The following is a 14969-nucleotide window of genomic DNA, read 5'->3' as shown; positions in this document are numbered from 1 at the left end:
AAGTGAAAACAAAATTAATTTCAACTCAACAAGCCAATTTGATTATTTATTTTGCCGGTTGGGGTACACCGGCATCGGTCGTCTCACATTTAGCGTTGCCGAACGGTTATGACTTATTGATTTGTTATGATTACCAAGATTTAAACTTTCCTGCTTTTGATTTTAGCCGTTACCAAACCGTCCGCTTAGTGGCGTGGTCGATGGGCGTTTGGGTGGCGGAAAATGTATTACCGGAGATTAATTTGGCTTCTGCGACAGCGATTAACGGTACGCCTTTTCCTAAACACGATGAATGGGGCATTCCGCTACAGATATTTAACGGCACATTACAAACATTAAATACAGAAAATCGCTTGAAGTTTGAACGCCGAATTTGTGGTGATAAACAGTTATTAAATACTTACCTTGCATTACCCGAACAGCGTTCTCTTATCGAAATTCATCATGAGCTTGAGGTGTTGAATACGGCAATCGAAGCAAATCTTGTTACGCCGAAGCTACATTGGACGAATGTAATTATTGGCGAGAAAGATCGTATTTTTTCGGCACAAAATCAGCTAGCTTTTTGGCAAGATAAAAATGTGCATATTACACAAATTTCTAAAGGCGAACATTATCTATGGCAACATTTTTTTGAGTGGCTACAATTATGGCAAAGTTAGATAAACCATTGATTGCACAACGTTTTGCAACCCATATTATGGAATATGACGAGCATGCGATCGCTCAACAACAGATTAATCGACAACTGGTAAATTTGCTTGCCCAAACGAACAAGCAATGTTTTCGGCGAGTGTTGGAAATTGGTTGCGGCACGGGCGATTTAACTCAGCATTTAGTGCGTGAATATCAAGTGGAACATTTGGTGGTTAATGATCTGAGTGATGTCTATCAAGATTGCGTTTTGCAAAAAATTGGCGAAAATCGACCGCTTGTTTCCTTTGAGTTTGTGGTGGGGGATGCGGAATGTTTAGCCTTTGAAGGTCAATTTGATCTGATCAGTTCCGCATCTGCGGTACAATGGTTTGAACAACCTAAAACTTTTGTTTCGCAAGCTGCGAATCTGTTACAGCCAAATGGTGTTTTGCTATTTAACAGCTTTACTTCGGAAAATTTAGCGGAAATTCGTCAACTAACTGGTGTTAAGCTGACTTACTCAAGCCAAGAAGATTGGCATTCTTGGTTAAGTAAAGACTTTACCGAGTTACAGATTACGCAGCAGCAGATTCGTTTAACCTTTGCTTCACCGCTTGCCGTGTTGCAACATCTACGGAAAACAGGGGTAACGGCAATTAGTACGCAAACGTGGACACGCAAAAGGCTGATGGAATTTAGTGTAAAATATCAAGCTCAATTTAGCTGTGAACAAGGCGTTTATTTGACTTATGCACCGATTTTTATTTTGGGAGTGAAAAAATAATGGGCAAAATCATTTTCGTATCGGGCATTGATACTGACATTGGTAAAACGGTCGCCTCCGGGTTTTATGCTAAACGTTTAATGAAACAGGGTTACTCGGTGATTACGCAAAAAATGATTCAAACCGGCTGTGAAGGCGTTTCCAGTGATATTTTGCAACACCGTCAGATGCAAAATCTGCCACTCATGGAAGAGGACAAGGCGGGTGTTACTTGCCCTTATCTTTTTCGCTATCCTTGTTCACCCCATTTAGCGGCGGAAATGGAAAATATCGTGATTGATACACACAAAATTGCCGAAGCCAGCCGATTATTAGCCGAAAAATATGACTACGTTTTGTTAGAGGGAGCGGGTGGTTTGGCTGTGCCTTATGATAATCGATATACCACGCTTGATTATATTGCGGAGCAGCAATTACCGCTGATTTTAGTCACTTCCGGCAGATTAGGTTCGATTAATCATACCTTGCTCAGTTTAATGGCGTGCCAACAAAAACAAATTCCGTTAGTCAGTTTGATCTATAATAGTTATCCGCCAACAGACGAAATTATTCAGCAAAGTACGCTAAACTATTTAAGAGAATATATTGAACGCAATTTCCCAGAAGCGGAATTTTTAGTAATGGACAAACAAGCATGTTAGATAACGAAGATTTTGCACTTTTCCAAGAAGCGGTAAAAGGCACGAAAAAAATTAAACAAGACACTTTTGTACCGAAAACTGTGCCTCGTAAAAAAGTTAATGAGTTACGAGAGTTACAAGAACAAAAAGATACCGAATTTTTCTTCTCTGATGAATATGAGCCGTTATTACGAGAAGAAAATGAGAAAATCAAATATTTACGTGCGGATATTGACCCGTATATTTTAAAGCAATTACGCCGTGGCGATTTTCAGCCGGAACTTTTTTTAGATTTGCATGGTTTAACCCGTGAACAGGCAAAAAAAGAATTGGCGGCATTGATTCTGGCGTGTGAAAGGGAACAAGTCTATTGCGCCAGCATTATGACCGGTTTCGGTACACGTACTTTGAAAGATCAAATTCCTCGCTGGTTAGTGCAACATCCTAAAATTATTGCCTTGCACCAAGCACCGAGAGAGTGGGGCGGTGATGCGGCAATTTTAATTTTGGTGGAACAAATCGAAAGCCAGGAAAGACGTTTATTCGAACGTAAATAACCTATTACAAGCGGTCGTATTCTTGCAAAATTTTGCACAGATCCGACCGCTTGATCTATCTATCTCATAAGGAAGTTTGTAGAATGCAAACCTTTATTTATAAAGGAGAATTTCCATGTTAGAACTTGTGATCGCTATTTTATGTAGCGTCTCTGTCGGTGTGTTGATTAAAGTCGCACGTCAAAAGCAAATCGCTATTGATCAAAGTATCGCAGTGAACTATATCGTCACGACTTCGATGACTTATTTTTTACTGAATCCGGATTTTAAAGGACAAACGGTGGTTGATATTGTGGCGAATAACCCTTCGTCTTATCTATTTTTTGCATTAGGTTTCTTATTACCAACCATTTTCCTGATTCAAGCCAAATCACTTGAATTTGCCGGTATTATTCGTACCGATGCGGCACAACGTCTTTCGCTGTTTTTACCGATTTTGGCGGCGTTTACCATTTTCGATGAACAAATTACCCAAAATAAATTAATCGCATTGGTATTAGCCTTTGTGGCACTTGGTTGCTTGCTTTGGAAAACGCATCACGGTATGGGCAAAGGCGGCAAAATTGCGATTATTAGCCTTGCTTGTGTGTGGCTAGGTTATGGCATGACTGATACGCTATTTAAACAAATTGCCAAATCAGGTTCGGCCTTCCCGGTAACATTGTTTATCGCCTTTGTATTTGCTGGCTGTTTAATGTTTGCTTATTTGCTACTTAAACGTACGCAATGGCACGTACCGAGTGTGGTTGTTGGCTTAGTGTTAGGCGTATTGAATTTCTGTAATATTTTATTCTACATTAAAGCGCACCAAGTGATGAAAGATGACCCGACTTTAGTGTTTACCGGTATGAACCTCGGTGTGATTTGTTTAGGGACATTTATTGGTGCGTTAGTATTTAAAGAAAAAATCAACGAAATTAATTACTTAGGTGTATTTATTGCAATTATTGCGATTATTTGCTTATTTTATTGGAAATAATCCGATTTGAATCAATAATCGAAACTACCTAATAATGCGGTTTGAGCTATAATAAACCCTCTCCATTGGCTGATGGAGAGGGTTTTATGTTTTAAGGGGAGAAGAATGAAACTAATCAAGCAATGTAGTCAAAATTATGTGAATTGGGTGCTACGCTTAGGTCGAGTAAAGGCTGCTTTACTGGGCTTTTTTGTGTTGGCATTTTTTGCCATTATCGTCCAGGGTGCATTAACCTATTTATTCACCGGCGAAATTCAAACGAGTGATATTTTACGTTCGATTTCTTTTGGTCTGATTTCTGCCCCTTTTGTGATTTATTTTTTCAATTTAATCGTTGTTAAACTGGAAAAATCACGTATTCAGCTAGAACAAAGTATTTATGATCTCGGTGTGTTGCGTGAGCAGGATGCGCATTTAAATGCCACACTTGAAAAAAATAATCGAGACAAAAGCGTATTAATGGCAACCATTAGCCATGAATTACGTACACCGCTCAATGGAATTATTGGTTTAAGTCGAATTCTGTTAGAGGGAGAGCTAACTCAGCAACAGCGAGAATATTTAAAAACAATTAATATCAGTGCGGTTTCATTAGGGCATATTTTTAGCGACATTATTGATTTAGAGAAAATTGATAGTCGCCGTATTGAGTTATTCAATAAGGAAGTTGAGTTTTCTCAATTGATCAGTGATATCAGCAATTTTGCCAATTTAATGGCGGATCAACGTAAAATTAAATTCCATATCAGCTATTCGGATAATTTACCGAATTTCATTTTGGTCGATAACGCACGTTTAAGTCAGGTATTGTGGAATTTGGTCAGTAATGCGCTGAAATTTACCCCGGCAGGTGGAAATATTTACCTTGATGTGCAACGTGTAGATGATGACCATTTTAGTTTTAGCTTGCGAGACACCGGTATCGGTATTCCTAAAAACGAACAGCGCAAAGTATTTGCAATGTTCTACCAAGCGGAAAACTCACAAGAGAAAAAAGCGCAGGGTAGTGGTATCGGTTTAGCTATCTCAAAACGTATCGCTAAATTAATGGGCGGCGATCTCACCCTTGAAAGTGAGGAAGGCAAAGGCTCAACCTTTACCTTAACGATTCAAGCGGATACGGTTGAAGCGAAAAAAGCAGTTAAAATCAATGATCATGCGTTAAAAGTCTTATTAGTTGAAGACATTGAAGTAAATGTGGTGGTTGCCCGTGCGATGTTAGAAAAATTCGGTTGTGACGTAGATGTAGCGATGACCGGCGATGAAGCATTTGAGTTATTCAAGCAGAACAGTTACGACCTTATTTTACTTGATATTCAATTACCGGATATGACAGGCTTTGATATTGCAAGACAATTGCGTGAGCGCTATGAAAACGAAGAAGTAGATTACTTGCCGCTTTTAGTTGCGTTAACCGCCAATATTATGCAAACCAAAGAAGAATATCAGCAACAGGGTATGGATGACGTATTGCGTAAACCGCTTTCGTTAGAAGCGTTATCCGAATGTTTGAATCATTACTTTAACAGCGATTTTGTGGAAAAAACTGGTGAAATTCGACCGCTTGTCGACACGGAAGAAGCACTGAATTTACCTTATGATCGTAAGATTCTATCCGAATTAATCGAAGTGATGGGGACAAAAGCCGTATTAGCTAATTTTGCGTTATTTGCGAGGCTCATGCCGGAATACTTGGAGAATTTACAACACTATCTTACCGAATGGCAGGCAACCGACTCAGCAGAAATGCGTAAAAACACGGCGGATGAAGCGCATAAAATCAAAGGAGCGCTTGCTTCAGTCAGCTTAAAACGCTTGCAGGAAATTGCTCAGTATGCCCAAACCGATAACGGTGAAATTTGGGAAGAGCATATTTCGCAATGGGTATTCCAAATCGCACAGCAATGGCAAGCAGATCTTGCTTTAGCGGAACATTGGGTAAAAGAAAATTACTAACGAAAGCGTAATTTAAAATGGGAAGATAAGTTATTTATTTTCCCATTTTTTATGTTTAGGGTTAACGAATTCAATGCCTTTATCTTTAAAATCAATTCCCTCCAATTCCAATAGATAGCGTTTTGCCGGCAAGCCGCCACCAAAACCGGTCAGTGTTTGGCTTTTGCCTAATACTCGGTGGCAAGGCACAATGATTGAAATCGGATTACGCCCTACTGCTCCACCGACAGCACGCATAGCATGTGGTTTACCAAGCTGTTGGGCGATTTCTCCATAACTGGTCGTTTTGCCATAAGGAATGGTTAATAAAATTTTCCAAACGGATTTTTGGAATTCCGTACCTTGTGGCGCCAGAAAATCCAAATGCTTGAATTCTAGTTTCTCACCGGCAAAATAGCGGTCTAAAATGTTGCGTGTTTTGCAAAAAATTTCGAAAATTTGACCGCTTGCTTCAGTAGCAATTTGCCATTTCTGCGCATCAGTGGTGAGTTGCTCTTGTTCAAACTCAATGCCGAGTAGTCCGTGAGCATTGGCAATCAATAACAGGTTTCCGACAGGTGAGTGGTAATATTGATAGTGAATATTGGATGACATATTTTAGCTCCGTTTCAAATAAAAAGGCATGTAATGAGTTTACACGCCTTTCGAGCATTCGTAATTGCCTATTTTGAGTTAAGTATTAGAATTTGTAGTTAAGATTTAAACCGTAAAGATTCGCTTTTGAGCTAACTTGGAATACCGCTGATTGACCTTCTTTAAAGCTATTCTTTTTACCACGAAGGTACGCAAAACCTACATCAGCAGAAAGCTTTGGCGTAAAGCGGTAAGTTGCACCCACTGAGTACCATATACGATCTGTATCCGGAATTGAGATTGAAGGATGTTTTACACTTGCATTTTCATCGTAAGCGAAACCGGTACGTACAGTTAACGTTTCATCTACATCATAAGAGAAACCGACCGAGTAACGTGATGAGTTGCTGAAGTTTTCATCTTTATGGAATAAGATATTACCTGTAGAACCATAAGCGATTAAGCTTTTTAAACGATCCCACTCAGTGTATTTATAGCTATATTGTAATGCTAATTTCTCAGTTAATTTATGGAAACCTGAGAATTCCCAGTATGCCGGTAAATTAAGCGTTAAACGCCCCGGAACATATTCTCCGCCGGTTGCTTGGCTGATAGGTAAACTCACACCTGAATTTGCTAATTGTGCAAGTAATGCATTATAAGCAACTGGGAAATCATTTGAGTATTTACCTTTGAATTTTACATCTACTGCAGAGTGATATGCTAAGCCCCAACGGTGGCTTTTATTCAATTCGTAGCTTAAACCAGCGTTCCAACCGAATGACCATTCATCACCTTTGATGTGCGATACAGAAGTGTTTGCCGGCATATTACTGAGTTGGTTCGCTACTGCGCTTAATTGTGCAGCTTGTGCAGCAGGTAACTGGTTTGCACGTACAGCTAATTGTTGAGCGATCGCTTTACCGCCTATACCTAAATGGCGTTTAACTTCCGCATCTGCATAGATTGCATTTAAACCAAGACCGAAACTTAAGCCGTTGCCAAAGTCATATGCACCGCTTAAATTGAAATTAAGTGCAGTTAATTCGGTTTTACCACCGTAAACACCTGCATTGAAATGTTTGTTGTATTCAGATTTCAAACCATAATTTACGTTTATGCCACCACCTAATGAAAAACGATCATTGACTGGTGCGACAACATATAGATTCGGAATCATTGCATTGGGAATGATGTTACCGTGAGATGCATCAAATGTGCCTCCCATTTTTCCTGAAACGTGAACATCAGCGTCAACTAGAATACCACCTACTGAAATTTCTGTATTTTTGAATTTAGTCATTAATGCTGGGTTAGTTGCAACCACAGAAGCATTGTCTGCAACAGCTGCATTACCTGCATAAGCCATACCTAAACCAGAAGTAGAAATTTCCGCTAATTGGAATGCTGCGGCGTGAGCACCGGCAGCCGAAACGGTTAGAAGTGACGCTAAAAGCATTTTGTTAAATTGGTTATTCATCCCATATCCTTTATTATGAATACTATCTTACCTTACGGAAGGAAGTGTTATTTTTAGCGAACAATTGTTCACAATTTTTTAACGTTCGCGAATTCTAATCGTAGCCATAGTGAGCGGGCAAGCGTCTTTACTTAAAATACTCGGAGTTCCGACCAGTGAGCGCTTGTTTACTCTAATCTAAATTTTTACGCTTTACCGGCGGATAAAAATCGTTGAATTAGGGTTATTCAAACCATTTTAGTCAGGATTGTTATTTGAAGTAGATCAAAAATCATTTATAATTGTAAGGATTTGATACCAGTATTTTTAATTGATAACTTTGAGTTATCAATTTGGGCGTAAATGCCAAGAATCATTTGTAAAACCTTTCAATGTGATAAGTGTAAAATTCTTGACTAAAATAGTCGGGTATATCACAATTCGCTTAATTAAAAATCATTACTTTTGCTCTAAGTGAGGAAATTATTATGAAATTAACGTCAAGAGGGCGTTATGCCGTAACCGCAATTTTAGATATTGCGTTACATGGAAAGTCTTTACCAGTAAGTCTTGCCGATATTTCAGAGCGCCAAGCGATTTCATTGTCGTATTTAGAACAATTATTTGCTCAGTTACGTCGCGAAGGTATCGTGCATAGTGTGCGTGGTCCGGGTGGCGGTTACCAACTTGGTAAGCAACCTAAAGAAATCAGTGTGGGTATGATTATTGCGGCGGTGAATGAAAATCTTGATGTCACTAAATGTAAAGGTAGTGGTAACTGTAGTAAAAACTCACAGTGTTTAACGCATCATTTATGGGAACGTTTAGAAGACCAAATCGGTGTGTTTTTAAATACGATTACTTTGGCGGAGCTTGTTGAAGAACACTCGGATCACGATTGTGAAAAAGAGCATTGCCACGATCATTCACATAAACACTAATTGCAAAAAATTCAATAAAAATGACCGCTTATTTCGGGCGAGTTAGGAGTAATAATGTCAGTTAAATTACCTATCTATTTAGATTATGCAGCAACCACTCCAATGGACGAACGTGTTGCGCAAAAAATGATGCAATACATGACCAAAGATGGAATCTTTGGTAACCCAGCTTCACGTTCTCACAAATTCGGTTGGGAAGCGGAAGAAGCGGTAGATGTTGCACGTAACCATATCGCAGATTTAATTGGTGCGGACAGCCGTGAAATCGTATTCACCTCAGGAGCGACAGAGTCTGATAACTTAGCGATTAAAGGTGCTGCACACTTCTACCAAACCAAAGGTAAACATATCATCACAGCTAAAACCGAGCATAAAGCGGTATTAGATACTTGCCGTCAGCTAGAGCGTGAAGGTTTTGAAGTGACTTATTTAGATCCGGAAGAAGACGGCTTATTAGATTTAGCAAAATTAGAAGCGGCGATTCGTCCGGATACGATTTTAATTTCTGTGATGCACGTAAATAACGAAATGGGTGTTATTCAAGACATCAAAGCAATCGGTGAAATTTGCCGTGCGAAGAAAATTATTTTCCACGTGGACGCAACCCAATCGGTAGGTAAAATTCCGGTAGATGTGCAAGAGTTAAAAGTTGACTTAATGTCTTTCTCAAGCCACAAATTATACGGACCAAAAGGTATCGGCGGTTTATACGTATGTCGTAAACCACGTGTTCGCATCGAAGCGATTATTCACGGTGGCGGTCATGAGCGCGGTATGCGTTCAGGTACATTACCTGTACACCAAATCGTAGGTATGGGCGAAGCATATCGTATCGCTAAAGAAGAAATGGCCACAGAAATGCCTCGTTTACGTGCATTACGTGACCGTTTATACAACGGCTTTAAAGATATCGAAGAAGTGTATGTAAACGGTTCAATGGAAGAAGGCAAACGTGTAGATTCAAACTTAAATATCAGCTTCAACTTCGTTGAAGGCGAGTCATTAATGATGGCGTTACGTGATATCGCAGTTTCATCAGGTTCAGCGTGTACCTCAGCAAGTTTAGAGCCTTCATACGTATTACGTGCAATTGGCCGTGACGATGAATTAGCACACAGCTCAATTCGTTTTACTTTAGGTCGTTGGACAACAGAAGAAGAAATCGACTACACCATCGAGCTTGTGAAAAAAGCGATCGTGAAACTTCGTGAACTTTCTCCTCTTTGGGAAATGTTTAAAGACGGTGTAGATTTAAGCAAAATCGAGTGGAATCACCATTAATCAGTAGCCTCCCCCTTTAGAAAAGGGGGATTGAGGAGTATTTGATAAGCGGTTATATGTTTGGCTTTGTTTACAAATCTCCCCTAACCCCTCTTTACTAAAGAGGGGGAATATTTAACAGAAGGAATATAAAATGGCATACAGCGAAAAAGTAATTGACCACTACGAAAATCCTCGTAACGTGGGTACATTTGATAAAGAAGCATCAGATGTAGGTACAGGTATGGTGGGGGCACCTGCGTGTGGTGATATTTTACGTTTACAAATTAAAGTAAACGATCAAGGTATTATTGAAGATGCACGCTTTAAAGCATACGGTTGTGGCTCTGCAATCGCATCAAGCTCGCTAATTACTGAATGGGTGAAAGGAAAATCTTTAGATGAAGCAGGTGCAATTAAAAACAGCGACATCGCAGAAGAATTAGAATTACCACCGGTAAAAGTCCACTGTTCAATTCTTGCGGAAGACGCAATCAAAGCAGCGATTGCCGATTACAAAGAAAAACAAGCTAAGTAATATTTAACTTCGGATGACACGGAAAGCACGAAAACAAGCGGTTATTTTTGTGTAAAATTTTGCAAAATTGACGTTTCGTGTATTTCCGTGTTTTCCGTGGTAAAGATTATTTTCATTTAACAGATTAAAAAGGATAACTTATGGCAATTACATTAACAGAAACAGCAGCAAATCGAGTTCGTACATTCTTAGAAAACCGTGGTAAAGGTATCGGTTTACGTTTAGGAGTGAAAACGTCGGGCTGTTCGGGACTGGCTTATGTGCTTGAGTTTGTTGATGTGTTAAATGAGGATGATCAAGTGTTTGAGCAACACGGCGTAAAAGTGATCGTGGATGAAAAAAGCCTTGCTTATCTAGACGGTACCGAATTGGATTTCGTTAAAGAAGGTTTAAACGAAGGCTTTAAGTATAACAATCCGAATGTAAAAGATTCTTGCGGTTGCGGCGAAAGTTTTAACGTATAGAGGCAAGCAATGAATAATCCTTTTGCACTATTTGATTTACCGGTTCAATTTGAATTAGATAATGCTTTGCTTTCCGAGCGTTATTTAGTATTACAAAAACAGCTTCATCCGGATAATTTTGCGAGCAGCTCTTCAGCGGAACAATTAGCAGCAGTACAAAAATCGGCAGATGTGAATGCAGCGTTACAGACGCTTAAAGATCCGATTTTACGTGCGGAAGCGATAATTGAAATTCAGACTGGTGAAGCAAAAAATCTTGAAGAAAAAAGTATGCGAGATATTGAGTTTTTAATGCAACAGATGGAGTGGCACGAGAAACTTGAAACGATTGAACACTGTCACGATGAAGACGAATTAACCGTCTTTTTAAAGCAAATTAAAACCGAACAAAAAGCCGTTTTACAGCAATTGCAACAAACGCTTGAAGCGCAGCAGTGGCAACAAGCTAATGCGTTGACAGATCGCCTACGCTATTTTAAAAAGCTGATTATTCAAATCGAAAAAGTCGAAGAAAAATTCTTTGATATGTAGCGGTATCAGCCGGATACAAGCGGTCTGATTTTAAGAGAATTTTGCAAATGGCTTTACCCTATATTTTATTGGCACTTGGTCGCCGGTTCCGCTCTGGCAAGCCAAGCGGCAATTAATAGCCGATTAGCGCAGGCAATGCTCGGGCAACCTTTGGTAGCAGCGACCATTTCGTTTGCAACGGGGACGATTGCGTTATTATTATTCTGTTTTTGGAAAACGGATTTAAGCGGTGCGTTACAACAGCTTCCGCAACAGCCTTTCTGGAAATTGCTCGGTGGTATTTTAGGTGCCGGCTTCGTCTTTACCACAGTATTTCTAGCCCCGAAAATCGGCATTACCAATATGTTGTTTTTTATTATTGTCGGGCAGTTGGTTACGGGAGCGATTATCGATCATTTCGGTTTGTTTGGCATGGCGGTTCGTCCTTTCCAATTAAATCAATTAATCGGTTTATTGACGGTTGCTTGCGGCTTAGGGATTTATTTCTTAGCCCGAAAATAAGCGGTCGAATTTTAAGGAAATTTTGCAATGAAAGCATTAGAAGAATTATTAGATAAGCAATCGGCGTGGCTCATTTTAAGAGATTGGTTTACGCAAGCAAAAAATCATTATGAAATTTTAGCAAGCTATCCGGAAGATGCCGGTGCGGCATTGGTTGGTATGCAGCTTTCAACTCGCTCTCCAATGGGCGCAATCGTGTATGAAACCGGCGGTATTTTTATTGATCACGGTTGGTTACGTATTTTAGGTTCAGGTAACGAAAAGTTACCGAGAGGTTTATTCGACTGGAATTTCGGCAAAACCTTTAAACAGTCGGGCGAACAACCAAGTCATTTATTAGTGGCGGACGATGCGATCGGCGGTTATTTTGCAATTAACGCCGGCGGTTTAGGTGATAAACTCGGACAAGTTTACTACCACAACCCGAAAACCAAAAAATGGGAACCGCTAAATTTAGGCTATTCGGAATTTCTCGGTTGGGCGTTAGCCGGTGATTTAGCCGATTTCTATAAAGATTTACGCTGGGAAAACTGGCAAGCGGATATTGCGAATTTACAAGGTCATCAAGTATTAGAATTAGAAAGTAAAATCGCCGTACCGATCGAACGCCACTACCAAGGTGTATTCGCACCGGAAAATATGGGTTATTCGGTAGCATAGCTTTACAACTCTCTCCCCTTGTGGGAGAGAGACAGCTAAAAATAGCGCAAGGCTATTTTTAGCAGAGAGAGGGGGAAAATTCTCTTTTCTCGATTGAGATCACAAAAATATCTGAAAAATTATTTTCTACTTTCGCTAAATTATTTGGCGAGGTGGAATATGAAAGAAAAATTACTGCAACGGGCAAAGCAACTTCGCTCTTCAATGACAGAGGAAGAGCAGATTCTTTGGCAAGAATTACGAGCAAAGCGTTTTATTGGAACAAAATTTCGACGTCAGCAAGTAATAGGATTTTATATTGTTGATTTCATTTGTTTTTCAAAAAAATTAATTATTGAATTAGATGGTATTCAACATATAGATCGGCAATCTTATGATGAACAACGAACTAGATATTTAAATCAACAAGGGTTTAAAGTATTACGTTTTTGGAATAGTGAGATTCATAATGATCTAGATCGTGTATTAGATACGATTTTTTATGCGATTGATATGGATTGCCCCTCTCTCTGATATTTGCTTCTGGACGAAGCAAATATCGGTCTCTCTCCCACAAGGGGAGAGAGTTAAGGAATACATCATTTTGACCGTAATTTATCACCTCGTTCACAAAGGTGAAAGAGCAATAAAAAAGAGAGATAAAAAATAATGGCATTACTTCAAATTGCTGAGCCGGGGCAGACGGCTGCACCACATCAGCATCGTTTAGCAGTCGGTATTGACCTTGGCACAACCAATTCATTGGTAGCAAGTGTACGTAGCGGGCAAACGCAGGTGTTGTTAGATGATCAGGAACGTGCGTTAGTTCCATCCATCGTTCACTACGGCGAACAACAGAAAACCGTTGGGGTTGAAGCATTTGCACAGGCAAGTATTGACCCTCAGAATACGGTCATTTCGGCGAAACGTTTAATCGGTCGCTCACTAGCAGACGTACAAACACGTTATCCGGATTTGCCTTATCAATTTATCGCTAGCGATAACGGCTTGCCGTTAATTCAAACCAAGCAAGGTAATAAAAGTCCGGTTGAAGTGTCAGCGGATATTTTAAGTCACTTAAATCGCTTTGCCGAACAGCGTTTAGGCGGAGAGTTATCCGGTGTGGTGATTACTGTGCCGGCATATTTTGATGATGCACAGCGTCAAAGCACCAAAGATGCGGCGCGTCTTGCCGGTTTAAATGTATTACGTTTATTAAATGAACCGACCGCAGCAGCGATTGCTTACGGGTTAGATAGCGGACAAGAAGGTGTTATCGCAGTATATGATTTAGGCGGCGGTACTTTCGATATTTCGATTTTGCGTTTAAGTCGCGGTGTGTTTGAAGTACTGGCGACCAGTGGTGATACCGCACTTGGTGGTGATGATTTCGACCATTTACTTGCCGATTGGATTGCGGAACAGGCAAATTACAAACCACAAAATGCCAATGAACAACGTGAATTATTAACGCTAGCTACTCAAACTAAAGTAGCGCTGTCACAAGCGGTCGAAACAGAAGTGAAATTTGCAAATTGGCAAGGTACGGTAAGCCGTGCGCAATTTAACGAGTTAATTCAGCCATTAGTTAAACGTTCATTGATGACTTGCCGCCGAGCGTTAAAAGATGCCGGTGTGGAGGCTGAAGAAGTTTGTGAAGTGGTAATGGTTGGCGGTTCAACCCGTGTGCCGTTTGTGCGTGAGCAAGTCGGCGAATTTTTCGAGAAGAATCCGTTAACCTCAATTGATCCGGATAAAGTCGTGGCATTAGGTGCAGCGATTCAGGCGGATATCCTAGTGGGTAATAAACCGGATAGCGAAATGCTGCTGTTAGATGTGGTGCCACTTTCTCTCGGTATCGAAACGATGGGCGGTTTAGTTGAGAAAATTATTCCGCGTAACACGACGATTCCGGTTGCGCGTGCGCAAGAATTTACTACTGCGAAAGACGGTCAAACCGCAATGAGTATACACGTGTTACAAGGCGAACGTGAGTTAGTCGAAGATTGTCGTTCACTTGGTCGCTTTACGTTACGAGGCATTCCGCCGATGGTTGCCGGTGCGGCAACAATTCGTGTTACTTATCAAGTGGATGCGGACGGTTTGCTTAGTGTTACGGCAATGGAAAAATCGACCAAAGTACAGGCTTCGATTCAAATTAAGCCGTCTTACGGTTTAACCGATGAAGAAGTCACGCAAATGATTAAATCTTCGATGACCAATGCTAAACAAGATATGGAAGCTCGTCAACTTGCTGAACAGCGTGTTGAAGCGGATAGAACGATTGATACGGTCATTTCGGCATTGCAACAAGACGGTGCGGAAGTATTAAGCGTTGAAGAGTTTAAGTTAATTGAGGCGGAAATCGCAAAACTGATTCAATTAAAACAAGGTACGGATCGACAAGCGATTGCCCAAGGGGTAAAAGATTTAGATCTCGCAACACAGACATTTGCTGCGAAGCGAATGAATTTATCAATCCAAAAAGCATTAGCGGGTAAAGCCGTTGATGAAATTATTTAATTAGTGCC

Annotated in this window: 16 protein-coding genes and 1 pseudogene; 15 read left to right on the top strand and 2 right to left on the bottom strand. The window is 40.2% G+C overall.

Translation table 11 applies throughout. From position 1 onward, the window contains the following. Positions 1-2: 2 nt before the first annotated feature. The 6 genes from C228_RS0106090 to C228_RS0106065 all read left to right on the top strand — a co-directional run bounded on the left by C228_RS0106090 (position 3) and on the right by C228_RS0106065 (position 5532). Positions 3-662: a DUF452 family protein gene (locus C228_RS0106090; RefSeq protein ID WP_018651786.1), complete on the top strand. Its 660-nt coding sequence runs from the start codon at positions 3-5 to the stop codon at positions 660-662. After that, complete coding sequence (gene bioC / locus C228_RS0106085; protein WP_018651785.1) at positions 650-1420, top strand: malonyl-ACP O-methyltransferase BioC; 771 nt, start codon at positions 650-652, stop codon at positions 1418-1420. The genes C228_RS0106090 and bioC overlap by 13 nt, the downstream gene beginning before the upstream one ends. Continuing rightward, the gene (gene bioD, locus C228_RS0106080; RefSeq protein ID WP_018651784.1) at positions 1420-2061 is read left to right on the top strand and encodes a dethiobiotin synthase; all 642 of its coding nucleotides are present in this window, start codon (positions 1420-1422) and stop codon (positions 2059-2061) included. Before bioC ends, bioD begins: the two co-directional genes overlap by 1 nt. Further along, positions 2055-2597 (top strand): endonuclease SmrB, encoded by a 543-nt coding sequence (smrB, locus tag C228_RS0106075; protein ID WP_018651783.1) that lies wholly within the window; start codon positions 2055-2057, stop codon positions 2595-2597. Before bioD ends, smrB begins: the two co-directional genes overlap by 7 nt. A 115-nt stretch (positions 2598-2712) precedes the next feature. Continuing rightward, complete coding sequence (locus C228_RS0106070) at positions 2713-3576, top strand: hypothetical protein (protein WP_018651782.1); 864 nt, start codon at positions 2713-2715, stop codon at positions 3574-3576. 105 nt (positions 3577-3681) lie between these two features. After that, the gene (locus C228_RS0106065; protein ID WP_018651781.1) at positions 3682-5532 is read left to right on the top strand and encodes an ATP-binding protein; all 1851 of its coding nucleotides are present in this window, start codon (positions 3682-3684) and stop codon (positions 5530-5532) included. Positions 5533-5562: 30 nt separating this feature from the next. Here the strand turns inward: C228_RS0106065 and C228_RS0106060 are convergent, their stop codons facing one another. After that, on the bottom strand, positions 5563-6126 hold the full coding sequence (locus C228_RS0106060) for a methylated-DNA--[protein]-cysteine S-methyltransferase (RefSeq protein WP_018651780.1): 564 nt from the start codon (positions 6124-6126) through the stop codon (positions 5563-5565). A gap of 85 nt (positions 6127-6211) precedes the next feature. Continuing rightward, on the bottom strand, positions 6212-7585 hold the full coding sequence (locus C228_RS0106055) for an outer membrane protein transport protein (RefSeq protein ID WP_018651779.1): 1374 nt from the start codon (positions 7583-7585) through the stop codon (positions 6212-6214). Positions 7586-8052: 467 nt separating this feature from the next. Here C228_RS0106055 and C228_RS0106050 point away from each other — a divergent pair, with 467 nt between their 5' ends. The 9 genes and pseudogenes from C228_RS0106050 (at position 8053) to hscA (ending at position 14961) form a co-directional block, all read left to right on the top strand. Continuing rightward, positions 8053-8505 (top strand): Rrf2 family transcriptional regulator, encoded by a 453-nt coding sequence (locus C228_RS0106050; RefSeq protein WP_018651778.1) that lies wholly within the window; start codon positions 8053-8055, stop codon positions 8503-8505. A gap of 54 nt (positions 8506-8559) precedes the next feature. Beyond that, positions 8560-9786, top strand: coding sequence for an IscS subfamily cysteine desulfurase (locus C228_RS0106045; RefSeq protein ID WP_018651777.1), 1227 nt, complete (start codon positions 8560-8562; stop codon positions 9784-9786). 133 nt (positions 9787-9919) lie between these two features. Next, positions 9920-10303 carry a Fe-S cluster assembly scaffold IscU gene (gene iscU, locus C228_RS0106040; protein ID WP_018651776.1) on the top strand — a complete coding sequence of 128 codons (384 nt, stop codon included), beginning with the start codon at positions 9920-9922 and terminating at the stop codon, positions 10301-10303. A 140-nt stretch (positions 10304-10443) separates the two neighbouring features. After that, complete coding sequence (gene iscA / locus C228_RS0106035; RefSeq protein WP_005623319.1) at positions 10444-10767, top strand: iron-sulfur cluster assembly protein IscA; 324 nt, start codon at positions 10444-10446, stop codon at positions 10765-10767. A 9-nt stretch (positions 10768-10776) separates the two neighbouring features. Next, entirely contained in the window at positions 10777-11298 is a 522-nt protein-coding gene (gene hscB / locus C228_RS0106030) for a Fe-S protein assembly co-chaperone HscB (protein ID WP_018651775.1), read from the top strand. Between the two features lie 47 nt (positions 11299-11345). Next, positions 11346-11799, top strand: a pseudogene (locus tag C228_RS0106025) (DMT family transporter). Between the two features lie 27 nt (positions 11800-11826). After that, positions 11827-12459, top strand: a complete 633-nt coding sequence (locus C228_RS0106020; protein WP_018651773.1) for a DUF2625 family protein — start codon at positions 11827-11829, stop codon at positions 12457-12459. A gap of 159 nt (positions 12460-12618) precedes the next feature. After that, positions 12619-12972: an endonuclease domain-containing protein gene (locus tag C228_RS0106015; protein WP_018651772.1), complete on the top strand. Its 354-nt coding sequence runs from the start codon at positions 12619-12621 to the stop codon at positions 12970-12972. Positions 12973-13107: 135 nt separating this feature from the next. Further along, on the top strand, positions 13108-14961 hold the full coding sequence (gene hscA, locus C228_RS0106010; protein WP_018651771.1) for a Fe-S protein assembly chaperone HscA: 1854 nt from the start codon (positions 13108-13110) through the stop codon (positions 14959-14961). Positions 14962-14969: the final 8 nt, after the last annotated feature.

Source organism: Actinobacillus capsulatus DSM 19761, from assembly GCF_000374285.1.
Lineage (GTDB): Bacteria > Pseudomonadota > Gammaproteobacteria > Enterobacterales > Pasteurellaceae > Actinobacillus > Actinobacillus capsulatus.
The sequence above is the reverse complement of the archived record's forward strand: the minus strand, read 5'-3'. Positions and strand labels throughout refer to the sequence as shown.